The sequence below is a fragment of the bacterium genome (genome assembly GCA_024742285.1).
GTDB lineage: Bacteria > Myxococcota_A > UBA9160 > UBA9160 > UBA4427 > UBA4427.
The window spans coordinates 117800-140074 of sequence record JANSYR010000003.1 but is presented as its reverse complement, the minus strand read 5'-3'; the positions used below and the strand labels follow the sequence as shown (position 1 = coordinate 140074).

At 67.3% G+C, this 22275-nt stretch carries 25 protein-coding genes; 19 read left to right on the top strand and 6 right to left on the bottom strand.

Annotated features, from left to right (window positions below; genetic code table 11):
• Positions 1 to 50 precede the first annotated feature (50 nt).
• The 6 genes from NXI30_07090 to NXI30_07065 all read left to right on the top strand — a co-directional run bounded on the left by NXI30_07090 (position 51) and on the right by NXI30_07065 (position 4599).
• Positions 51 to 725 carry an NADH:ubiquinone reductase (Na(+)-transporting) subunit D gene (locus NXI30_07090; protein ID MCR9093963.1) on the top strand — a complete coding sequence of 225 codons (675 nt, stop codon included), beginning with the start codon at positions 51 to 53 and terminating at the stop codon, positions 723 to 725.
• Positions 682 to 1278: an NADH:ubiquinone reductase (Na(+)-transporting) subunit E gene (gene nqrE / locus NXI30_07085; GenBank protein MCR9093962.1), complete on the top strand. Its 597-nt coding sequence runs from the start codon at positions 682 to 684 to the stop codon at positions 1276 to 1278. The genes NXI30_07090 and nqrE overlap by 44 nt, the downstream gene beginning before the upstream one ends.
• A 98-nt stretch (positions 1279 to 1376) precedes the next feature.
• The gene (gene nqrF, locus NXI30_07080) at positions 1377 to 2606 is read left to right on the top strand and encodes an NADH:ubiquinone reductase (Na(+)-transporting) subunit F (GenBank protein MCR9093961.1); all 1230 of its coding nucleotides are present in this window, start codon (positions 1377 to 1379) and stop codon (positions 2604 to 2606) included.
• A 128-nt stretch (positions 2607 to 2734) separates the two neighbouring features.
• Positions 2735 to 3835, top strand: a complete 1101-nt coding sequence (locus NXI30_07075) for an FAD:protein FMN transferase (GenBank protein ID MCR9093960.1) — start codon at positions 2735 to 2737, stop codon at positions 3833 to 3835.
• Between the two features lie 42 nt (positions 3836 to 3877).
• Positions 3878 to 4267, top strand: a complete 390-nt coding sequence (locus NXI30_07070; GenBank protein ID MCR9093959.1) for a diacylglycerol kinase family protein — start codon at positions 3878 to 3880, stop codon at positions 4265 to 4267.
• Positions 4264 to 4599 (top strand): MmcQ/YjbR family DNA-binding protein, encoded by a 336-nt coding sequence (locus NXI30_07065; protein ID MCR9093958.1) that lies wholly within the window; start codon positions 4264 to 4266, stop codon positions 4597 to 4599. Before NXI30_07070 ends, NXI30_07065 begins: the two co-directional genes overlap by 4 nt.
• On the opposite strand, the gene NXI30_07060 is transcribed toward NXI30_07065, so the two are convergent.
• Positions 4596 to 4988: an RNHCP domain-containing protein gene (locus NXI30_07060; GenBank protein ID MCR9093957.1), complete on the bottom strand. Its 393-nt coding sequence runs from the start codon at positions 4986 to 4988 to the stop codon at positions 4596 to 4598. The genes NXI30_07065 and NXI30_07060 overlap by 4 nt on opposite strands.
• Positions 4989 to 5494: 506 nt before the next feature.
• On the opposite strand from NXI30_07060, the gene NXI30_07055 reads away from it, so the two are divergent.
• The gene (locus tag NXI30_07055; GenBank protein MCR9093956.1) at positions 5495 to 5896 is read left to right on the top strand and encodes an MAPEG family protein; all 402 of its coding nucleotides are present in this window, start codon (positions 5495 to 5497) and stop codon (positions 5894 to 5896) included.
• Positions 5897 to 5943: 47 nt separating this feature from the next.
• Positions 5944 to 6507 (top strand): class I SAM-dependent methyltransferase, encoded by a 564-nt coding sequence (locus NXI30_07050; GenBank protein ID MCR9093955.1) that lies wholly within the window; start codon positions 5944 to 5946, stop codon positions 6505 to 6507.
• On the opposite strand, the gene NXI30_07045 is transcribed toward NXI30_07050, so the two are convergent.
• Positions 6508 to 6858, bottom strand: coding sequence for a DUF1801 domain-containing protein (locus NXI30_07045; protein MCR9093954.1), 351 nt, complete (start codon positions 6856 to 6858; stop codon positions 6508 to 6510).
• A gap of 91 nt (positions 6859 to 6949) precedes the next feature.
• Between NXI30_07045 and NXI30_07040 the strand changes: the two genes are divergently transcribed.
• The 3 genes from NXI30_07040 to NXI30_07030 all read left to right on the top strand — a co-directional run bounded on the left by NXI30_07040 (position 6950) and on the right by NXI30_07030 (position 8027).
• A complete protein-coding gene (locus NXI30_07040; protein MCR9093953.1) occupies positions 6950 to 7405 on the top strand; it encodes a GFA family protein in 456 nt (151 codons plus the stop codon).
• Positions 7402 to 7770 carry a DUF488 family protein gene (locus NXI30_07035; protein ID MCR9093952.1) on the top strand — a complete coding sequence of 123 codons (369 nt, stop codon included), beginning with the start codon at positions 7402 to 7404 and terminating at the stop codon, positions 7768 to 7770. The genes NXI30_07040 and NXI30_07035 overlap by 4 nt, the downstream gene beginning before the upstream one ends.
• Positions 7771 to 7850: 80 nt before the next feature.
• Complete coding sequence (locus NXI30_07030) at positions 7851 to 8027, top strand: DUF539 domain-containing protein (protein MCR9093951.1); 177 nt, start codon at positions 7851 to 7853, stop codon at positions 8025 to 8027.
• A gap of 10 nt (positions 8028 to 8037) precedes the next feature.
• Here the strand turns inward: NXI30_07030 and NXI30_07025 are convergent, their stop codons facing one another.
• From NXI30_07025 to NXI30_07010, 4 genes are read right to left on the bottom strand one after another with little or no spacing between them, the layout of a single operon-like run.
• Positions 8038 to 9189, bottom strand: a complete 1152-nt coding sequence (locus NXI30_07025; GenBank protein ID MCR9093950.1) for an FAD:protein FMN transferase — start codon at positions 9187 to 9189, stop codon at positions 8038 to 8040.
• Positions 9170 to 9691 carry a hypothetical protein gene (locus NXI30_07020; GenBank protein MCR9093949.1) on the bottom strand — a complete coding sequence of 174 codons (522 nt, stop codon included), beginning with the start codon at positions 9689 to 9691 and terminating at the stop codon, positions 9170 to 9172. Before NXI30_07020 ends, NXI30_07025 begins: the two co-directional genes overlap by 20 nt.
• A 23-nt stretch (positions 9692 to 9714) precedes the next feature.
• Positions 9715 to 10365: an FMN-binding protein gene (locus tag NXI30_07015; GenBank protein ID MCR9093948.1), complete on the bottom strand. Its 651-nt coding sequence runs from the start codon at positions 10363 to 10365 to the stop codon at positions 9715 to 9717.
• 49 nt (positions 10366 to 10414) lie between these two features.
• Positions 10415 to 11749: a hypothetical protein gene (locus NXI30_07010; GenBank protein MCR9093947.1), complete on the bottom strand. Its 1335-nt coding sequence runs from the start codon at positions 11747 to 11749 to the stop codon at positions 10415 to 10417.
• 167 nt (positions 11750 to 11916) lie between these two features.
• On the opposite strand from NXI30_07010, the gene NXI30_07005 reads away from it, so the two are divergent.
• The 8 genes from NXI30_07005 to NXI30_06970 all read left to right on the top strand — a co-directional run bounded on the left by NXI30_07005 (position 11917) and on the right by NXI30_06970 (position 22268).
• A complete protein-coding gene (locus NXI30_07005; protein MCR9093946.1) occupies positions 11917 to 13317 on the top strand; it encodes a hypothetical protein in 1401 nt (466 codons plus the stop codon).
• Positions 13318 to 13605: 288 nt separating this feature from the next.
• On the top strand, positions 13606 to 15243 hold the full coding sequence (locus NXI30_07000; protein ID MCR9093945.1) for a PilN domain-containing protein: 1638 nt from the start codon (positions 13606 to 13608) through the stop codon (positions 15241 to 15243).
• On the top strand, positions 15240 to 15932 hold the full coding sequence (locus tag NXI30_06995; protein ID MCR9093944.1) for a type II secretion system protein M: 693 nt from the start codon (positions 15240 to 15242) through the stop codon (positions 15930 to 15932). The genes NXI30_07000 and NXI30_06995 overlap by 4 nt, the downstream gene beginning before the upstream one ends.
• Complete coding sequence (locus NXI30_06990; GenBank protein MCR9093943.1) at positions 15925 to 16377, top strand: hypothetical protein; 453 nt, start codon at positions 15925 to 15927, stop codon at positions 16375 to 16377. Before NXI30_06995 ends, NXI30_06990 begins: the two co-directional genes overlap by 8 nt.
• A 26-nt stretch (positions 16378 to 16403) precedes the next feature.
• A complete protein-coding gene (mshL, locus tag NXI30_06985; protein MCR9093942.1) occupies positions 16404 to 18131 on the top strand; it encodes a pilus (MSHA type) biogenesis protein MshL in 1728 nt (575 codons plus the stop codon).
• A gap of 24 nt (positions 18132 to 18155) precedes the next feature.
• Positions 18156 to 19049, top strand: coding sequence for an AAA family ATPase (locus NXI30_06980; GenBank protein MCR9093941.1), 894 nt, complete (start codon positions 18156 to 18158; stop codon positions 19047 to 19049).
• Positions 19050 to 19065: 16 nt separating this feature from the next.
• The gene (locus NXI30_06975; protein ID MCR9093940.1) at positions 19066 to 20520 is read left to right on the top strand and encodes a tetratricopeptide repeat protein; all 1455 of its coding nucleotides are present in this window, start codon (positions 19066 to 19068) and stop codon (positions 20518 to 20520) included.
• Complete coding sequence (locus NXI30_06970; protein MCR9093939.1) at positions 20517 to 22268, top strand: GspE/PulE family protein; 1752 nt, start codon at positions 20517 to 20519, stop codon at positions 22266 to 22268. Before NXI30_06975 ends, NXI30_06970 begins: the two co-directional genes overlap by 4 nt.
• Positions 22269 to 22275 lie beyond the last annotated feature (7 nt).

Genomic DNA, 22275 nt, shown 5'->3' with positions numbered 1-22275 from the left:
ACAGCCCTTCCGAAACGCCTCCAGGGCGTACCCACTCAGGAGCAGAAAAGATGGCCGATACCAGCCCGCGCGAAGCGATGATCGACCCGCTCTTCAACAACAATCCGATCGCCCTCCAGGTCCTGGGGATCTGCTCGGCGCTCGCCGTCACGACCAAGATGGAGACGGCGGTGGTGATGAGCCTCGCGGTGGTCGCAGTCTGCACGCTCTCGAACGTCGCGATCTCGGCGATGCGCAATCACATCCCGAGCTCGATCCGCATCATCGTCCAGCTGACGGTGATCGCGTCGCTCGTGATCATCACCGACCAGGTCCTCAAGGCCTTCGTCTACGACATCGCGAAGCAGCTCTCGGTCTTCGTCGGCCTGATCATCACGAACTGCATCGTGATGGGCCGCGCCGAGGCCTTCGCCATGCAGAACACCGTCCGTCTCTCGGCGATCGACGGCTTCGCCAACGGTGTCGGCTACTCGATCGTCCTGATCGCCGTCGCGTTCTTCCGCGAGCTCTTCGGGACCGGCAAGTTCTACGGCTATACGATCCTGCACCCCGTCAACGAGGGTGGCTGGTACGTGCCGAACGGGCTGATGGTCCTGGCGCCCGCCGCTTTCTTCCTCATTGGATGCTTCATCTGGGCCGTGCGCTCATGGAAGCCCGAACAGATCGAAGAGGAGTTCCACGTTGGAGCACTACTTGAGCTTAGCAACGAAGGCAATCTTCGTTGAGAACATGGCCTTGGCCTTCTTCCTGGGGATGTGCTCCTTTCTAGCCGTCTCCAAGAAGGTCGAGCAGGCAGTCGGTCTCGGTCTCGCGGTCGTCTTCGTCCTCGCGATCACCTGCCCGCTGAACCAGTTCCTCTTCGGGCTGCTGCTCGCGGAGGGGGCGATCGTCGATGGCGTGAGCCTCGAGTTCCTGAAGTTCCTGACCTTCATCGGAACCATCGCGGCGGCCGTGCAGATCGTCGAGATGACGCTCGACCGCTATCTGCCCGAGCTCTACAACGCACTCGGCATCTTCCTGCCGTTGATCGCGGTGAACTGCGCGATCCTGGGCGCATCGCTCTTCATGCAGGAGCGCGCCTACTCGCTCGGTGAAGCGACGGTCTTCGGCGTGGGCTCCGGCATCGGCTGGCTCCTCGCGATCGCCGCCCTCGCCGCGATCCGCGAGAAGATGCGGTACAGCAACGTGCCCGGTCCGCTTCGCGGGCTCGGCATCACGTTCATCACCGTCGGGCTCATGTCCGTCGGCTTCATGGCCTTTTCCGGCATTCAGTTGTAGACGCGCGCAGAGCGCGCTGTCGATCGCACGGCGATCGACCGCTGAGGGCTCCGGTCTGCTTCGAACCGGCCCTCAGAGGAGCGAGGGAGCTTCAATCGATGGAAACCGTAATTGCAGGCGTAGCGACCTTCACGGGCGTGGTCATCGCCCTCGTGCTCGTCCTGATGGCTGCGCGATCCCGCCTCGTCCAGAGCGGCAACGTCAAGATCCTGATCAACGAGGATCCGGACAAGGCGCTCACGACGGCGGCGGGCAGCACGCTGCTCAACACGCTCGCGGACAACGGGATCTTCATCCCCTCCGCTTGCGGCGGTCAGGGCACCTGCGGCGTCTGCCGCGTCAAGGTCCACGAGGGCGGCGGTTCGATCCTCCCGACCGAGACCGGCCACATCAACCGGGGCGAGGCCCGCGAGGGCTGCCGACTCTCCTGTCAGGTCAAGGTCAAGGAGGACATGGAGATCGAGATCCCGGACGAGGTCTTCGGCGTGCGACGCTGGAAGTGCAAGGTCCGATCGAATCACAATGTCGCGACCTTCATCAAGGAACTCGTCCTCGAGCTTCCCGCAGGCGAGAGCGTCCCCTTCCGGGCCGGTGGCTACATCCAGATCGAATGTCCGCCGCACACGGTCAACTACCGCGATTTCGACGTCGAGGAGGAGTACCACGGCGACTGGGACAACTTCGACGTCTGGCGCTACGTCTCGACGGTGAACGAGACGGTCACGCGTGCATACTCGATGGCGAACTATCCGGAGGAGGAGGGCATCATCATGCTCAACGTCCGGATCGCGTCGCCCCCGCCCCGCGGACCGGAAGGCATCCCGCCGGGCCAGATGTCCTCGTACATCTTCGACCTGAAGCCGGGTGACGAGGTCACGATCTCGGGCCCCTTCGGCGAGTTCTTCGCGAAGCCGACCGACAACGAGATGATCTTCATCGGCGGTGGCGCGGGCATGGCGCCGATGCGCTCACACATCTTCGACCAGTTCCGCCGGCTCCACACCGACCGCAAGGTGTCGTTCTGGTACGGCGCCCGGTCGCTGCGCGAGGCCTTCTACATCGAAGACTTCGACACGATCGCCTCGGAGAACGACAACTTCGTCTGGCACCTCGCCCTCTCGGAGCCGCAGCCCGAGGACAACTTCGACGGCTACACGGGCTTCATCCATCAGGTGCTGTACGACAACTACCTGAAGGACCACCCGGCACCCGAGGACTGCGAGTACTACATCTGTGGACCGCCGATGATGAACGATGCGGTCATCAAGATGCTCACCGACCTCGGGGTCGAGCCGGAGAACGTGATGTTCGACGACTTTGGTGGCTAGCCACGGCGTCGGTGGCTAGCCACGGCATCGGCGGAGACCCGTCGACGACACTGGAGTCCGGAAGGGGCGGATCCGATTCGATCGGATCCGCCCTTTCTCTTCCGGGCACCCCGAGCGAGACTCCACCCATGCCTCCTCCGCGACTCGTCCTCGACGCGCATACGCTTCGTATGATCGCGATCGCCTTCGTGCTGCTCGGTGCACTCTCCGTCCACCGACTCTGGTTCGCCGACGATCCCGCCGCCCCGGACGTGATCGTCGTGACGGGAGAGACGATGGGAACGACCTACCAGATCCGGGTCGCCGGCGAGGGACTCGGCGGGCGGATCAAGCGGGACGTCGCGGCGATGGCCGAGGAGCGACTGGCCCGGATCGACGGATGGATGTCGAACTGGAATCCGGACTCCGAGGTCTCGCGCTTCAACGCCCACGCTTCGACCGACCCCTTCCCGGTCGCCTACGAGACCGCAAGCCTCGTCGCGTTCGCCGTCGAGCTCGGCAAATGGACGGGCGGTGCCTACGACATCTCCGTTGGTCCGCTCGTCGCGCTCTGGGGCTTCGGTCAGGGCGCGCGCGTCGGCCAGCCGCCGACCGAAGAAGAGATCCACGAAGCCCTCGGCCACATGGGCGCGCGGCTCCTCAGGGTCGGGCGCGGCACCGTCGGCGGGCGAGGCTTCCTCCGGAAGGCCGACCCCGCCCTCGAGATCGACCTCTCGTCGATCGCCAAGGGCTATGGAGTCGATTTCGTCGCCGACGGCCTCCTCGACCTCGGTCGCGAAGACTTCATGGTCGAGATCGGGGGCGAGGTCTATGCCGCCGGTGAGCGGCCGGGTGGGGGGCCCTGGCGGCTGGCGATCGAAAAGCCGCTCGACGAAGGCAGAGCGATCCAGTCGATCGTCGAGCTCTCGAATCAGGGCATGGCCAGCTCCGGCGACTACCGGATCTTCTATCGCGAAGACGGGCGCCGCATCTCCCACACGATCGATCCGCGGACCGGGCGCCCCGTCGAGAACGGACCCGCGGCGACGACGGTGATCGCCACCTCCGCGGCGGAGGCCGATGCCTGGGCGACCGCGCTCATGGTGATCGGCGAGGAGGACGGCCTCGCCCTCACGGAGGAGTGGGACATCGCCGCGCTCATCCTCGTCCGCGGCGAAGGCGACGTGATCGAGGCGAAGAGCAACGCGCTCTTCCCACCGACGATCGACCCGGCCCCGCCGACCCCCTGATCCCCGCGTGGGTCGTGATCGCGGACCCGCTACGCTCTTCGAATGGCGAGACTCATCCCGTCCGCTCGCACCTTCGGAAACGCCTTCCGCGGGCTCGGTTCGATGCTCCGAACCGAGCCGAACGCGCGCTTCCACCTGGCGAGCGCGATCCTCGTCATCGCCGGCGGTCTCGCCCTCGATCTGCCGCGGATCGAGTGGATGATCCTCGTTCTGACGATGGCCGCGGTCCTCTCTCTCGAAGCGGTCAACACCGCGATCGAAGCGATCGGCGACGCGGTCTCGCCGGACCACAACGAGGAGATCGGGCGCGCGAAGGACGTCGCCGCGGGCGCCGTGCTGATCGCGGCCATCGCTGCGGTCGTGATTGCGGCCCTCGTCTTCGGCCATCGCGTGCTCGCGCTCTTCGCGAGCGCCTCGGAAGGACCGCGTTGACCTTCGAGAAGCTGCGCGAGCTCTTCCTCTCGTATCCGGGCGTGGAGGAGGGCTCCTCCTACGGCACGCCGGCTTTCAAGGTCCGCAAGAAGCTCCTCGTCCGGGTCCATCAGAAGGAGCCGGCGCTCGTGATGAAGGTCGCGAGCCTCGACGAGCAGGAAGCGCTGATCGAGATGGACCCGAAGGTCTTCTACATCACGGACCACTACGAGGGGTACCCCTGGGTCCTCGCGCGGACGTCGAAGCTCGAGAAGAGCCAGGCGCGGGCGATCTTCGAGGCCGCGTGGCGCGCCGACGCTTCGCAGAAGCAGATCGCCGAGCTGGACGACTAGTCCTCCTCCTCGCGAAATCGCACAGGGACGGGGCGCCGATCGAGCGGAAACGGGGGGAGCGCGATCGGACGAGCGGCGAGCGAAGCCAATGCGTGCTCGTTGTCGTCCCCGGCGATCCGATTCACACGGACGACGTGACACGTCGCACATCGGTGCACGATCGCCCACTCCCCGTCCGGCCGGACCCAGATCGCGATCGGCTCCATTCCGCCGCGGCAGTCCGATCTCCGGTCTCCGGGACGTTCGTCGACGTGACGACTCCAGAGGCACTGAGAACAGTGGTTTCGATGATCGGTTCCAGGTGCGCTGCCCGACATCGAAAGGCGGCAACGCTTGCAGAAGAAGTCCGTAGAAACATCGCGGCGTCCGCGACGGTTTCGTCGACTCACGAGATCCTCGTCTCTCAACGTGCGCGTCGCACGTCGATCGCCAGGCGTGGAGGTACGCCTGCGCGCAAGGCCTCCGCGCCGTCACGCGAAAGCGGGTTCCAAGCAGGGGGAAAGGGCTTGGGCGTGCGCCGCGCGGATCGAAGATGAGGACCGGACGCTGCACGTCGTGCGAGCACGACGGCTGCGGCGAAGGAGACCCGGCTACTTCATCGCAGCACGGAGCTCACTTCACTCGAGAGCGTTCGATTCTGGGCCGGTCGCTATTCGGGGATCCGAAGGCGGCGCGGGGGCACAAGGGCGATGCTCGGAACGGTGTGGGTCGGCATCCATGCCTCCTCTCTTCAGCGTCTTCGGGCGGCATTCTGTCGCGACCGGGCTCGAATGTCAACGCGTGCATGCGCGCACCCCGGCGCTCCGTCCGCGACGAAGACGCGAAACGGCCTGGCATTCGCGAGGCTTGACCAACCGCTACGCTCTCGTTCATCGAAGGACTGGAGGCTGATGCCATGCCCGAGCTCGTCGCGATGCCCACCATCACCGCGCTCTATGCGGGATTCCTCGGCCTGATGGCGTTCGTGATCTCGGCCGCAGCCGGTCGGCTGCGCGGGGGCGAGAACGGCGTCGCCCTCGGCGACGGCGGACGAACGGATCTTCGGGTCGCCATGCGACGGCACGCGAATTTCGTCGAGACGGTGCCGCTGCTCCTGATCCTGATGGCGCTGCTCGAGATGAACCGCACGCCCGGCAACGTGATCCACGGTCTCGGCGTCGCCGTCGTCGTCTTCCGCGCCTGCCATGCCTTCGGCATGAAGGGAGATGGATCGAACAACGTCCTCAGGACGATCGGTGCCGGGGGCACCGCGATCACCACCATCGTCGCCTCGATCTGGGCGATCACGACGTTCTGACCACCGACGACGACACCGCGAGGCGCAACCGCGCCACCTACGACCGGATCGCCGAGGCCTTTCGCGCGAAGGCGAGCGATCCGACCTTCAGCGAGCCCTGGACCGAAGCGCTCGTCCGTCGGGTCGGGCGCGGGGCTCGGGTCGCGGATCTCGGTTGCGGCCCCGGGCGGGACTCGATCGCGCTTCGAGGGCTCGGCGTCGAGACCGTGTCGATGGACTTCTCGCTGGGCATGCTCCGCGCGGGACTCGCGGACTTCGAAGGTCCGCGGGTTCAGGGCGACCTCCGCTGGCTTCCCTTCGTCGACGATGCCTTCGGGGGCGCCTGGGTGAATGCCTCGCTGCTCCACCTCTGGCCCGACGAGGTCGACCTTGCCCTCGCCGAGATCGCCCGGATCCTGCGGCCGGGCGGCTGGCTGCATACGTCGGTCAAGGGTGGCACCGGCGACGAGTGGGAGGACGCACGCTACGGCGAGCCCCGTTGGTTCCACTACTGGAGCGAGGACGATTTCGACGAACGACTCGCGCGGGCCGGCTTCGAGATCCACGACGGCGACTACGACGAGGTACGTTCCCAGCCCTGGATCCTGCGCCAATCGCGGCTGCGACCCTGATCAGTCGTCCTTCGCTCGGCGCCAGGCCCAGACTTCCTCGAGGAGGGCGTCGAGGGCCGCGGGGTCGGCCTGCTCCGGCTTCGTGAAACGCAGGCAGCTCTTGCCGGCATCGACGCCCGCGAACGCCGCCCGGTGCTTCTTCAGGATCTCCGGCGCGACGTAGAGCGCGACGTACCGCTTCTGCGCCGCGACGTTCGCCAGCCCGGGATAGTCGAGCATCCCGTAGCGAAGCCCTTCGTCGAAGCGGGGCATCGCCCGGCGGATCGCCTTTCGCAGCGCCTTCACGAGGGCCAGCTGGTCGCCCTCGAGCTGGTCGAGGTAGGCCTTCGGCGTTTCGACGTCCCGCTTCATCGTCCGCGCTCCCGAACCATTTCTCTGCCGACAGGATACGCGATCCAGGGGACAGGCTTGCTAGGCTGGCGGCGCACGCCCGGGGACCGTCATGTCCAGCGAACGCCTCGAAGGCGGCTGCCTCTGCGGCGCCGTCCGCTACACGATCGAGGGGCCCCTCGGCCCGATCGGCTTCTGCCATTGTCGCACGTGCCAGAAGGCGGAGGGCGGTGCGTTCGCGACGACGGCGCGCCTCCCGCGCGACGCCGTCCGGTGGCAGCGCGGCGAAGCCTCCCTGCGCGCCTGGGAATCGTCGCCCGGCAAGAAGCGCCACTTCTGCGGCCATTGCGGCGCGAAGCTCTTCGCCGCCTGGGACGACCAGGACGAGCTGATTCTGCGGGTCGGCAGCCTGGACGGAGACCCCGGGGCCCGACCGCTCGTCCACATCTGGACCGAGGAGTCGGCCCCCTGGTACGCGCTGGTGACCCGGCTCCCGACCTTCCCGCGCGGCGTCCCTCGGCGCAGCGAAGACGGATCCTCGCCAACGGGTCGAGGAGAGCGACGATGACCGCGCGCTCGAAGCGAATCGAGCTGGTGACGAAGCGCGTCTACGAGCCGGCGTCCGACGACGATGGAAAGCGGATCCTGATCGACCGGCTCTGGCCCCGCGGCCTCTCCCGGGAGAAGGCCCGGATCGACTACTGGGCGAAGGACGCGGCCCCCTCGGATGCACTTCGAAAGTGGTACCAGCACGATCCCGAGAAGTGGGAGCGCTTCCGGGAGCGCTACTTCGCGGAGCTCGACGCCCGGCCGGAGGCGGTCGACGCCCTACGCGCCGAGCTCGTCCCGGGGCGGAACTCGATCGTCTTCGGCTCCCGGGAACGCGACCTCAACAATGCGCGCGCATTGGTCGAATACCTGGAGGCCCGCTGAGCCGGCGCCGAGCGTGCTTCCGCGTCCTCCTCGCTCCGTCGGCTATAGTTCGTCGGCACGTCCCCAGGGAGCCCCCGTCCATGGAAACCTTCCTCGCCACCGCCCTCTTCTTCGGCCTCGCCATGGCTGCCATGGCAGTCGGCGTGATCTTCTCGAATCGAGAGCTGAAGGGGTCCTGCGGTGGGACCGGTCGCGCCTGCACGTGCACCGAGGAAGCGCGCCGCGACTGCGCGCTCGCGGACGGCCCCCAGGACTGATCGACAGGGCCTACTCGAACCCGACCGGGGTGATGCCCGGCCCGGCCTCCACCGGAGCGTCGGGCGCGCGTTCCGCTTCGAGCGCCTCCCAGCCGTCGGTCGCCGCGATGCGGCCCGCCTGCTCGAAGACGTAGGCCTCGAGCTCCGCCCGTTCGACGAGTCGCATCGACTCGCGTTGGGCCCCCAGGACCAGAAGAGCAGTGCTCCACCCGTCGGCGAGGCCTGCGCGCGGAGAGACGACGACCGCCTCGACGGTCCCCTCGACCGTGACCGCCGTGCGCGGATCCACCACATGGGAGATACGCGCGTCGCCGATCTCGCTGGTCCGCCCGAGGCTCGAGCTGACCGAGAGGGCGAGGTCGCGGAGCTGGATCGTCGAGAGTCGGGTCCCGCGGTCATCCCGTGACCGGACTTCGAGACGCCAGCCGCCGCCGCGCGGTCGGCCCTCTGGATCGCCGACTGCGTAGACGCTGCTCTCGCCGAAGCTGAAGAGCGCAGCCGAACTCGGGAAGACGGCGCGGAAATCCGCGCCGATCCGGTCGAGGGTCACGCCCTTCGCGAGTCCATCGAGATCGATCTGGACGTCCTCGACGGTCACGCCGACCACGCCGTCTCCCGGCAACAGAAGACTCTGCGCCCCGACGCGCCGGCGCGTCTCGCGAATCCGGTCGAGTCCCGGGAATTCGCCTCGAAGGGCGGCGTCGGCCCAGAGGTCGATCAAGGGGCCGACCGTCGGATCGAAGGCTCCGGCGCTCCCCTCCCAGACCTCGAGGGCCTCGTAGAGGATCGCCTCGAGCTCGGGGCCGGCGCGGGCGCCGTCGCGCAGGACACGCTCATCGGCCAATGCGGCGTTCAGCTGCGAGAGCTCGCTCTGCGGATCGTATCGGGAATAGATCGCTTCCCGACGGGCGATCTCCTGACGCTGGGCGTCGAGCCAGGCACGCGCCTCGTCGACTCGCGACGGTGGCACGCGCAGATCGACGTCGAAGAACGTCCCCATCGCGAGCCATCCATCCGAGACGACGACCCGCTCTTCGCGCAGGTCGAACTGGAAGCTCGGAGCGACGCAGGCACAGCAGCCCAACGCGAGCGCTGCGACCGCCAGAAAGCGACCTCGCCGAAGGCAGCGCCGCGACCGAGGATCAGTCCCAGTCGTCGTCATCGTCCGAGTCGCTGTAGTTCGCCCCCTGGTTCCCGGCGAAGACGGACCACAGGGCGATCGCAACGAGCGCCGCGAGGCTGCCTTGAAGGAGCAGCACCCCCGCGATCTTCGTCCATGCGAATCCGGCGCCTCCGTAGCGGACGAGCCAACCCGCGCCCTCGGAGGCGAGCGCCGAGAAGAAGGGGACGACGATCAGCGCGATCTTGAGCGGCGCGCCTACGGGCACGAAGAGCGCGAGGTGCGTGAGCACCATCATCAGCATCCCCATTGCGAAGAGATGGAAATGGGCGAGCTCGACCATCCCGCGATACGTCCGCGGCGAACGAAACTCTTCTTCGTTGCCGAGATAGTGATCGACGACGGAGGCCGTCGTGAGATCCATCGCGTCGAAGTAGAGCATCCAGTTCGTGAACCAGAGCAGGATCACGAAGAAGCAATAGAGCACGACCACGACCTGGAGCAGTCGATTGTGGTCCCACTCGCCGGTGACGGTGAATCGCACGGTTTCCCCTCGAAAATCGGAGTCTAGGGTTCCACCGGCGCCGCTTCATCGGCGGCATCGGCGGAAGGCACGAGCGCCGCCTCCGTCACCGCCGCCATGGGCTCGGCCTTCAGGAGCACCTCGAAGTACGCGAGCATGCGACGCACGCCATCCGACGCCGCCTGGGCGGACAGCGTGGCGCCGACCACCCCGTGGATGTCGCCACCGACCCGCATGCGGTCTTCCCGGGTCTTGCCCTGGAACTGGGCGTACCAGCGATCCGTGGGCAGATAGTCGAGGGGCTCGTGAAAGGCGAGCACGCGCACGCTCCGCACGATGCCGTCGGGCGTCAGCACGACCATGAAGGCCTCCGGCTTCGTCCGCACGTTGTGCACGTCGATGTGCGCGTAGCCGAGGACGGTGTCGTCGCGCCAGGCGGTGTGAAGGACGATCACCTTCGCCGGACGGTCGTCCTTCGTGAGATCCTTGATCCGGTCGAAGTCGGCCCCGACGAGGACCTTCGTCTCGCGCTCGATCCGGGTCGCGTCGGGAAATGCTTCGCGCAGCGCCTGGTTCTGGCTCACGAAGACCTTCGCCGACGCGAGGGTCGGCACGAGCGCCGCGACGAACACGCCGAGCAGAAACGCGAGCCGCCCCACCCGTCCGGCATTCCGGAGGACGGGCGGGGCGCTCACGGGAAACGAATCGTTCCCGAGTACCGGCCGAACCGGTGTCGATTTCCGACTAGAAGACGTAGCCAACGAGCGCTTGTACCTCGTTCGCGCGAGACCCGCTTCGCTGGTCGAAGCGCCGGTAGTCCAGCTTGAAGACGACCTGCGGAATCGGCCGGTAGTGGAGGCCTGCGGTATAGATGTTCACGTCCCGGGTCGCGTCCCGGATCACCCCGTCAGGCGTCTTGTGCTGGGTGTCCAGCTGGGAGAACCGGAAGAAGGGTTCGAGGGTCTGTTTGGTGTCGCAGAAGAGCGGAAGGATGTCGTACCCGCCCTCGACGTACCAGCCCTGCATCCGGGAGGCGAGTCCGCTGCCCAGGATGCGGTTGTGGGCGCCGGCCTCGTCGATGAAGGCCTCGCTCCAGAGGCCGCGGAAGCTGAACCCGTTGCCCTTGTACTGGGCGTGGATCTCGTAGATGTGCGTCATCAGGTCCGGCAGGAGCTCACCCACGACCGGGGCCGAACCGCCGGAACGCTGCTCCTGGCCGCTCTGGCCCGCGTAGACCGAGCCACCGACCAGAAGCCCGTCGGTCACGTCGACGTCGACGCGACCCACGAAGGCGAAGTCGTCGGAGAGGGCTCGGCTGGCCCTCTGCCGGCCGCCGCGGAGGCCGCCCTCGTCGAAGCCCTCGCCGTCGAGGCCATTCACGACGTAGATGCGGTAGTGCACGCGGTCGGCGATCGTGCCGAAGATGCCCGCACCGTTCTCGCGCCAGGTCGACGGCATGATCTGTCGCTCGACCTCGGGACGCTCCGCGCCGTAGAAGAAGTTCGGTTCGTGGATCTCGTTCACGAAGCCCATCGGGATGAGCAACACGCCGGCACGGACGTTGAACTCGTCGCGGTGGAGGTAGTCGATCGTCGCGAATTCCGTCGAGACGGAGCCGCCGCCGCCGGTTCCGGCGTGTTCGAACTCGAGCTCGGAGTTGAACACCCACTTGTCGTTGAACTTGTAGCCGACGTACAGGACTGCGCGGAGGGAATCGAAGACGTCGTTCTCGTTGTCGTCGCCCTGGCCGTGGAACGTCCGCAGGCGGGTCTCGCCGTAGCCGCCGATCGAGAGACCGGACTCGCGCTTGTAGACCTTCGACGCAGCGGGGCCGAGGCCGCTGAAGGACTCGAACTCGAGCTCCTCGGGAACGGCGAAGATCGACTCGAGTCGGCCGACCTCGTCGGTCAGCGCATCGACCTTGGCTTCGACGACTTCGAGGCGTTCGCTGTCGGTGGCTTCGTTCGAAGCCTCGTCGGCTTCGCCTTCGGCAAGGGCAGGATTCGTGATCGCGATCAGCAGGAAGGCCGCGAGGGCGGCCCAGCTGCTGCCCACGAAAGAGGACATCGGGCGGTTCATGGAATCTCCGGTTCAGGATCGGAATTGAAAGTCGTTTTCAGGCGGGCCCCGGTTTTAACGAAAGCGGTTTTCATTTTCAATGCAACATTCCGCACAGGACCGCGCGATCACTCCAAACCACCGAAATGGTGTTAAAATCCTACATCTGTGTTGCCGATGTCCCCTGCATGGGAATCGTGATCACCGTCGTCATCGCCGTCCTCGTCTTCTCCCTCTGCGTGATGGGCCACCCCACGTCCGTGATCGCGCGGAAGACGGACCAGTCCGACACGGCGGAGGTCCTCGCCTGGATCCCGGGCCTCCAGTTCATCCCGATGATCTGGGCTGCGGGCGGCACCGTCTGGCAGGTCGTCGTGCTGAGCGCCGCGGTCGTTCTGTCTGCGGTCCTGACGGGCTTCGCGAGTGGTGCGCTGGGCGAAGGCCCCCTCGCCACCCTGATCGGGGCCTATTCGACCTGGGTGGTCGACCTCTATTTCCTGGGCTTCTCGGGCTGGCTCGGATGGCGCCTCGCGGATCGGCGCGCGCTGCCGCCGGTCTTCGGCCTGCTCCTCGCCCTTCCCCTCCTGAACGTCATCGCGACCTGGGTGCTCGCCTTCCACGACGGCTGGGCCCGGCCACATCGCGGCGGCCTCGTCGCCGCGGCCGTTCTCTCCCTCGCGTTGATCCTGCCCGGCGTCTACCTCGCCCACCACGTCGACGAGGAAGCGTTCGAAGGGATGCTGGCCGAGTGGGGCGAGGCCGCGATGGCGGCGCAGATGGCGGAGCTCGAGGCGATGGAGTCCGACGGTGCTTTCGACGGGGCCATCGAGGGCCCCGCGCCGACGGCGCTCCCCTCCGAGCTCGCCGAGAGGCCGCCGCAGGAGGCCCTCCCCCGGCGGCAGAACGACCGGACGATCCACGCGCTCTTCGAGCTGAAGGGGCGCTTCGAACAGCTCGATGCCCTGCTCGCCCCCGCCGCGATGGACGACGACCGGATGGACGCCCTCGCCCTGGTCCGAAGCCTCCGCGCCGATCTCGAAGGACTGCACGCCGACCTCGACCGCCAGACCTACGAAGAGCTGGCCCACCATCTGAACCGACTCGAAGCGAGCCTCGACTCGCCCGACGCCGACGGCGCGTCGAGATCAGGATCCCTCGTCCTCGGCTCGAAGAGGTCCGCGCGCACGTCTGGCGGCTCCGACGCCCCCGCCGCCGCGGCACCTCTGGCCGAGGGCGCGCCGCTCCGGCCCTTCGCCGTCCAGGTCGCCGACGCCTGTCCGGAAGGAACCGAGCTGCGCACGCGCGCCGGCGAGACGGGCGAAGAGGAATGGTGCCAACAGCGCGCCGGGAACGGCGGCCTGCGCCACGGCTGGTACGCGCGCTACTTCGCGAATGGCAAGCCCGAGCAGGTCGGCGAGTACCACGAGGGTCTCCGGATCGGCGTGTGGACACGCTTCCATCCGTCCGGCGCCGTACGCGCGCAGGCCGAGTTCGACGCGGGCCTTCAGCACGGCTGGCTGCTGACGTTCTCCGAGTCGGGCGAGCGCAAGAAGGCCGTGCGCTTCGTCGAGGGCAGCCCGCTCCGCTAGGGGTGCGACCCGAGTCGGCCGGGGGTGTTCTCGGCAGACGCGATCCGGTCGATCCGGAAGCGCGCCTGGAGTCCCCACCCCGCTTCGTGGCGGAATGCCCCGGCTTCGTGCGCAGACGAGGCGCGCGCCAGCGACCCTTTCTCAACTTTCGCGCGCAGCTTCCGTTAACAGCCAAAGAGTCCAGCTCCATTGCACGCGGCCAGCGCATCGATTGCGCGATCGCTGCAGGGAGCCCACGGCGACCGAGGAGCGCGTGATGCTCCACGACGTCGAGGGGGAGAAGGCGACTTGGCCTGGTGGAAGCGCAAGAAGGAATCCGGCGACCTCGAAGCAGCCTCGGTGGGCATCTTCGTAGGCGCGCGGGAGATCTGCGTCGTCCACGTCGACTCCACCCTCGGCGCTCCCACGCAGATCCTCGCCTGGGAGACGATCGCCTACGAAGCCCTCGAGGACTTCGCGCTCCCGCTTCGCGACTTCGTCGAACGCCACGGCCTTCGAGGCCACGCGTGCCGTATCGTCATCGCCTCCGATGGCTACAGCCTGCGCCTCGTCGAACGCCCGGCCAACGTCCCGGACGAAGACCTCAGCGACGCGACCCGGTGGCTGGTCAAGGACCTCGTCGAGTTCGACGTCGACGACGCCGAGCTCGCGATCCTCACGCTGCCCGAAGAATCCAGGCGGGGACGCACGCCGCACATGTTCGTCATCGCCGCGCGGGGCGACTTCGTCGCCGCTGCCTCACGGGCGATCCAGGATGCCGGACTTCGGCCCATCGGCTTCGACGTGGTCGAGACGGCAATGGTCGCCCTCGCGCAGCAGATGCCCGAGATCGTCTCGGGATCCGCGATGTTGCGAATGGACGAGAAGGCGAGCGTGCTCACGATCGCCCAGGGCGGCGATCTCCATCTCGCAAGAAACCTCCACGTCGACCTCGATGCGATCGACCGCGCAGCCCAGATCGCGCTCTCCGGCGACTCGATGGCGCCCGAGGTCATGGAAGGCGTGGATCCCCTGCTCCTCGACATCCAGCGATCCCTCGACTACTACGAGAGCGAGTACGGGCTCGCACCGGCCTCGCGACTCACCCTCCTGCCTTCGACGGTCGACACCTCACCGCTCGTTCCGATCCTCAGCGAAGCGCTCCGGCCGCTCGCGATCGAGTGGTTCGAGTTCGACAGCTACTTCGCGGCGCCTTCCGACGTACCCACGGATCTCCACCTGTCCGTCGCGATGGCCGCCGGCTGCACGACCGGGGCAATGAGTCCGATCGGCGACGCACTCCTGCCCACGACCCTCCGCAAGCGACGAGGTGGATTCGGAATCGCCTCCGTCGCGCGAATGGCCGCGGCGGTGCTCGTCCTGCTCTCGATCTACCTGGGGCTCGCGACCTGGCGAGCGGAGCTGCTCGAGACCGAAGTCTCTGCCCTGCAGTCGCGGCGTGACCTCCTGGCGGCCGAGGTCGACGCGCGCGTCTCCGCCGCCGTCGCGGGCGGCGTCGAGGCGGATCCCGAGGCCGAGATCGCGGCCTTGAGCGCCGAGCTCGATGCCCGGCGTTCGATCCTCCGTGACATGACCCAGCGAACCTCTCGACGCGACGCTTCGTTCTCGAACCTCCTCGGTGGACTCGCCCGCCAGGACCTCGAGTCGATCTGGCTGCAGCGAATCCGCTTCTCCAGCGGCGGCGACGCCATCGAGATCGAGGGGAAATCGCTCACGCCCGAGGCGATTCCCAGATACCTCCGTCGTCTCGGAAGCGATTCCGGCTTCGAGGATCGACGGTTCCGGACCTTCCTGCTCGAACGACGCGACGGGCGCGACCCAGCGATCGCCTTTCGCCTCGCGACCCTCGACGATTCGCAGAGCGAGGACCTCTCCGGGAAGAACCGGGACGAGCCGAGTGTCTACGGCGGGGAGGGCGAGTCTTGAGACGGCTTCGCGAGACCTTCCAGAGCGAGTTCCTTCGTCTCGACGAGAAGTTCCAGGCCCTCACCACTCGCGAGCGCGCGGTGGTGGGCATCGGCGCGGTCGCGGTCCTCGTCCTCTTCTTCGACAATGTCCTGATCCAGCCCGCGGAGGCCGAGATCAAGCGGGCCGAGCAACTCTCCAGGTCGATCCGGCAGGAGATCGAGTCGCTCGAGGAGAAACGTGAGACGCTCGACAGAGTCGAGCTCAGCCCGGACGAGATCGCCTGGCGCCAACGACGTCAGGTGCTCGAAGGGGCGCTCGAGTCCGTCAACCGCGACATCGCGAGCGAGGTCTCCGAGCTCGTCCCGCCCGAAGACGTCGTCTCCGTCCTCGAGGCGATGCTTCGTTCGAGCGACGGCCTCGAGCTCGTCCGGGTCGCGAGCGAAACGCCGCACCGCGTGGGCTCCGGCGCTCTCGACGAAGCGGAGCCGAGTGTCCTCGATGCGACGACGAGCCTCTACCGCCACGGCATGCACGTCGAGCTCGTCGGCGATTTCGCTTCGACCGTCGAATACCTCGAGCGGGTGGAGCGCGCGCGTTGGCACCTCCTGTGGGATCGACTCGAGTACGAGGTGATCGCGTACCCCCACGCGCGCATCACGATCGACCTCCACACCCTGAGCGAAGTGGAGGAATGGATCGGTGTCTGATCGCTCGATCACGCTGAACTTGGCGCTGCTCGCCCTGGCCGCGGCCTTCGCCCTTCCGTCGGCGGCCGACACGACCCCGGACCCGACACGACCGCCGGCCTTCGGGGCGTCGGTCGAGACGTCGGAATCCGGCGAGTCCGAGGCGCTCTCGCTTCAGGCCGTCTTCCAGGCGGACTCGCGGCGGATCGCGATCGTGAACGACCAGCGCGTCGGCGTGGGCGACGTCGTGCTGTCGGCCCGCGTGGTCTCGATCGAGGGAGATCGGGTCACGCTTCGACGCCAGGGTCGAACGATCGAGCTCGAGCTGATCCCGGTGGAAATCAAGCGACGCACCCAGCGAGGCGCGGCCGGTCGAGACGACGCCCCGCTCGTCGCCGCCCCGGACCGGGGGAACGCTGAAACCGTGGAAACGCCGCCGGCGCGCCGCGAAGGATTCGAATCATGATCTCCGTTCCCAGGATCCGATCGCGAATGCGACGCGCCCTCTCGCCGACCTTCGTCCTCGCGGCGCTCCTCGTGGGCTGCGCGACGCCGAACCCCGAAGCTCCGGAGGAGGAGCCGTTCGAAGGCGTCGCCGAGGCTCCGCCGCCGGCTGAGCCCGCGCTCCCCGACGAAGTCCGGGAATCCCTGATGCCGTCCTTCAGCCTGGCGCTCCGCGGCGAGGAGTCGGGGGCGACGAACGAACCCCGCTTCGACGTCACGGTCGATCGCGCGGAAGCACGACAGTTCTTCATGTCCCTCGTCGAAGGCACGCCGTACAGCATCGCCCTCGCCCCGGGCGTCGCCGGCGAGATCTCGCTGGCGCTCCGGGACGTGACCGTCGAAGAAGTGCTCGACACCCTCCAGCAGGCCTACGGCTACGGCTACGAGAAGACCCGAACGGGCTTCATGGTCCTGCCCGCTGGCCTTCGTACGCGCGTCTTCCATCTCGACTACCTGAACCTGCAGCGATCCGGATCCTCCGAGACGCGCGTGAGCGCGGGGCAGATCTCGGACGTCGTGGGCGGAGACGTCGGGCAGCTACAGGGCTCGGCCAGCGGAGAGAGCGGCGCGGGGAGCCGCATTCAGACCAGCAGCAAGACCGACCTCTGGAACGAGATCGTCGCGAGCGTCCAGTCGATCGTAGGCGAGGGGGAAGGCCGCTCCGTCTACGCGAGTCCGCACGCGGGACTGCTCGTCGTGCGAGCGTTCCCGGCCGAGCAGGGAAAGGTCTCGCAGTACCTCCGACGCGCCGAAGCGAACCTGAACCGCGTCGTGATCCTCGAGGCCAAGATCCTCGAGGTGACGCTCAACGACGGCTTCCAGTCCGGAATCAACTGGGCACAGATGGCGACCCACGACGGAGACTCCGCCGTGATCGGCCAGAGCGGCGGCGGCTCCGTCTTCGAGAACGGCTTCTCCGACAGCCGCGGAAGCAGCCAGAACATCGGCCCGCCCCTCGAAGATCTGCTCGCCGGCACCGCCGGAAGCGCCTTCGGCGGTGTCTTCTCGCTCGCGATCCAGGCGGACAAGTTCAGCGCATTCATCGAGCTGCTCGAGACCCAGGGCAAGGTCCGCACCCTCTCCAATCCCCGGATCTCGACCGTCAACAACCAGAAGGCGGTCATCAAGGTCGGCAGCGACGAGTTCTTCGTGACCGAGGTCTCGACGACCACCGTCACGGGCACCGCGACCACGTCGACCCCCAACGTGACGCTCACGCCCTTCTTCTCGGGGATCGCGCTCGACGTCACGCCCCAGATCAGCGACACGGACGACGTGATCCTCCACGTCCATCCCGCGATCACCGAGGTCACGGACCAGACGAAGTCCTTCACGGTCGCGGACGAGACCCTCGAGCTCCCCCTCGCCTTCTCTACCATTCGCGAGTCGGACAGCATCGTGCGCGCCCGATCGGGCCAGATCGTCGTGATCGGCGGACTGATCCAGAGCAACGCGCGCGACGAGACCTCGGGCATCCCCTGGATCAGTCGGGTCCCCTGGCTCGGACGACTCTTCGAGCACTCGCGCCTCGCGAGCCGCCAGACCGAGCTCGTGATCCTGCTGCGGCCGATGGTCGTCGACAACGACGTCTGGAGCGGTGAGCTCCGGTCCACGTCCGGACGGATCGATGGGATCTGGAACACGGGCCGCGATCGACCGGACCGCGAGATCGAACTGGACGGTTGGCTGCCTCCGCAGCCGCCGGTGAGTCGCTAGGCGACGCGCGAGAGGAATCCGACGATGTACCTCGACTACTTCGGGCTGACTCGCATGCCCTTCGAGACCGTTTCCAATGCATCGGTCTACGTAGACCTCCCGGACCACCGCGACGCGCTGAACACGATCCTCTTCGGGCTCCGATCGGGCGAGGGCTTCGTCAAGATCACCGGCGAGGTCGGCACCGGAAAGACCGCGCTCTGTCGGAGCCTGCTCGACCAGATCGATGATTCGTTCATCCCCGTCTACCTGCCCAATCCGGCGATGAGGCGGCTCGACCTGCTGCACGCGATCGCCGACGAGCTCGACATCACCATGCCTCCGCGCGGCAGCCACCACCTGGCTCACAGGGAGATCCGGGAAGTCCTCCTCGAGATCGCGCGAAAGGGATCCCGCGTCGTGATCTTCGTCGACGAGGCGCAGACGGCACCGATCGAGAGCCTCGAAGAGCTGCGACTCCTCTCGAACCTGGAGAGCAGCCAGGGGCGCATGTTGCAGGTCGTTCTCTTCGGGCAGCCCGAGCTCGACGAGCGACTCTCCCGCTACTCGATGCGTCAGCTCCAGCAACGCATCACCTGGACTGCCCGACTCGAGCCGATCGACCGGAAGGCCTGTCGGGACTACGTCTGGGGCCGACTGGCGGAGGCCGACGCAGCCCGCCCCGAGACGATCTTCACGCCCGCCGCGATCGAACGGATCCACCGCGCGAGTGGCGGCATTCCGCGGCTCATCAACGTCATCTGCCACAAGGCGCTCCTCGCCGCCGTGAGCGAGAGTGCTTATCAGGTCGGGCGACGGCACGTCGGAAAGGCGCTCGTCGACACCGAAGGCGTCCAGCGGTGGCAGAAGCGTCCGCTCTTCTCGACCCGAACCGGCACCCGGCCGCTCGCCCAACGCTGGTCGAGCCTGACGCGCTGATCGAGGAGAGAACTCGATGAGCCTCATCAACGATCTCATCCTCGGGTTCGAGGAACGGCCCGGCCCGTACGGGAGGGACGATGTCGCTCGCGGCCTGAGTGCTCGCGAGCGGGTCCGGGAGCGACGGCGCTCGCGCCGCGGCAAGTGGTGGGCGACGGGGATCACCCTCTCGTTCATCGGGGTCTCGCTCTTCTGGATCCTCGACGCGCCGAAGACCGCACGACCGCCGGCGGTCGCGGCGAGACCCGCGCCGGCGGTCGCGACCACGGGCCCGGCAAGCGAAGTCGAGCAAAGCCGGCAACCGGCGTCGGAGGCCATTCCGAGGCCGCCGGACGCCGCCGCGGGCGACGTCGCGACGACCGGGGCCGTCGAAGGCACGCGGATCGAGCGCCCCGTTCGGCTGCGCGCGATGGCGCTCGAGCGTGACGCGGGACGCGTGTTGGTTCGGATCTCGACGGACGGTCGCACGCGCCACCTCACGCGCCGGATCGATGAGGCGAACCGACTCGCGATCGTCCTCGAACGAACCCGACTCGGATCCTGGCGTCCCGAGCTCGACCTCGTCGACACCCCCATCCGGGCCGTTTCGACCGCACAGCGCGACGATTCACTGCATCTGGCCTTCGAGCTCGATCCCGGAACGCACGTTCGAACGCAATCGCTCGAGAGCGAGTCGGGATCGACCCTGCTCCTCGATCTCGCGGCGTCGACGACCGACGCGACGGAAGTCGAGCTCGGCGCCGAAGAGCCCGCGGGCGGGCCGAAGTCCCGGATCGCCGCGCCGCTCCGATACGTCACGGACTCGACCGGGTCCGCTCTCTCTCCGAAGCGGGAAGCGACGATGGAAATCGAACCTTCCTTTGCGGAGCGCGCGCGACGCAGGCAGGCGGAAGCCAGGGCGCTTGCAGCCGAGGCAACCCTCGCGGCGCGACGGGCTCGCGACGGCGGGGACCTCGAACAGGCCGAAGGGCATTTTCGCGAGGCCCTCGCGCACGACGAGACCCACGACGCGGCCCTCGTCGAGTGGGCCACCCTCCTCCGCGACTCCGGACGGATCGAAGAGGCGATCGCCCTCGCGGCGCGCGCCCACGGCACCCGCGGCGATGAGCCGGAGATCGCGATGTTGTTGGCGCGTCTGCTCGACGACGGAGGCCACCCCGACGAGGCCCTGCGAGTTCTCGAGTCCGCCACGACGAGCGTGACCGAGGCCCCCGAGCTCCATGCGTTGGCCGCGGCGATCCTGCAGCGGGCCGGACGGCATGAGGATGCCGTCGTTCGCTACGAGGCGATCGTCCGAAGGTACCCCGGCGAATCGAAGTGGTGGCTCGGTCTGGGCATCTCCCTCGACGCTCTCACACGACGCGCGGAGGCCGCGGACGTCTATCGAATCGCGATGCAGCTCGGCACCCTCCCGCGCGCTTCGCGACAGTGGGCCGCCGCGCGAATCGAGCGACTGGACGCGGAGGAATAGACATGGCCCGCAAGAAGGTCCGAATCGGCGAGCTCCTGGTCGAGAACGAGGTCATCTCCCAGCAGCAGCTCGAATCCGCGCTCGCCGCCCAGAAGAAGAGCGGGCTCAAGCTGGGACGACAGCTGATCGAGGCCCGGTACATCGACGAGGACGAGTTCCTGAACTTCCTCTCGCAGCAGCTCGACATCCCCAAGGTCGACATGACCCGGTACGAAACGAAGCCCAAGGTCGTCGAGCTCCTGCCCGAGACCTACGCGCGCCGATTTCGCGCGATCGTGCTCGACGTCAAGAACGACACGGCGCTCGTGGGCATGGCCGATCCGACGAACATCTTCGCGATGGACGAGATCGAGCGGATCATCAAGACGTCGGTCGAGCCCGCCGTCGTGCGGGAATCGGAGCTGCTCGCCGCGATCGACCGGAACTACCGGAAGACGAGCGAGATCCACACGCTCGCCGAGGAGCTTCACGAGGAGCTCGATTCCGGTTCGGATTTCGACCTTTCGCAGCTGGAGTCGGGCGCGCAGGAGAACGACGCGGCGGTCGTCCGGCTCCTGAAATCGATCTTCGAGGACGCCGTCCAGGTCGGCACGTCGGACATCCACATCGAGCCCGACGAGAACTGCCTTCGAATCCGTCAACGGGTCGACGGTGTCCTGAACGAACAGACGATGAAGGAGACGCGAATCGCGTCGGCGCTGGTCCTGCGGCTCAAGCTGATGTCCGGCCTGAACATCTCCGAGCGACGGTTGCCCCAGGATGGCCGCTTCAACATCCGCGTGAGCGGGCGCAACATCGACGTGCGCGTGTCGACCCTCCCCGTTCAGTGGGGAGAATCCGTCGTCATGCGCCTCCTGGACCAGAGCGACGATGCCCTCGGGCTCGACGGCATCGGCATGCCGGACAGAATCCTTCGCCGCTTCCGTCACTTCATCCATCAGCCACACGGGCTCATCCTCGTGACGGGCCCGACCGGTAGCGGCAAGACGACGACACTCTATGGCGCGCTCGCCGAACTCAACGAGTCGACCAAGAAGATCATCTCCGCGGAGGATCCGGTCGAATACCGCCTGCCACGAATCCAGCAATGCCAGGTCAACGCGAAGATCGGATTGAGCTTCGCCTCCGTGCTCCGATCGGCCCTCCGACAGGATCCGGACGTGGTGATGATCGGTGAGATGCGCGACCAGGAGACGGCGGAGATCGCGCTTCGATCGGCGATGACCGGACACCTCGTCTTCTCGACCCTCCACACGAACAGCGCCGCGGGGAGCGCCGCTCGTCTCCTGGACATGGGCGCGGAAGGCTTCCTCGTCGCGACCGCGCTTTCCGCGGTCCTCGCGCAGCGCTTGATTCGGCGCGTGTGCGAGTCGTGCGCGGAGCCCTACAAGCTGACGAGCCAGGAGAAGATGTGGCTTCGGGCGAATGCCGGAGAGAGCGCGGAGTTCCTGGATTTCCTCATGGGCCGGGGATGCCCGCAATGCAATGGCACGGGCTACAAGGGTCGCACGGGCGTCTACGAGCTGCTCGAGATCGACGAAGCGATGGCTGACGCCCTTCGTCGGAACGACACCCAGGCGTACATCGCCGCCGCGGCCGAGACGAAGGGATTCCGCCCGCTCTCGATCTGCGCCCTCGAGTACGCCTCCAAGGGGACGACGACCCTCGAGGAAGTCCTCCGGATCGCCGGTGAGCAGGAAGACACCGGCGCCGGTCTGAAGGCGCGAGCCGCGAAGGTGACGGCCTGAGCCCCGG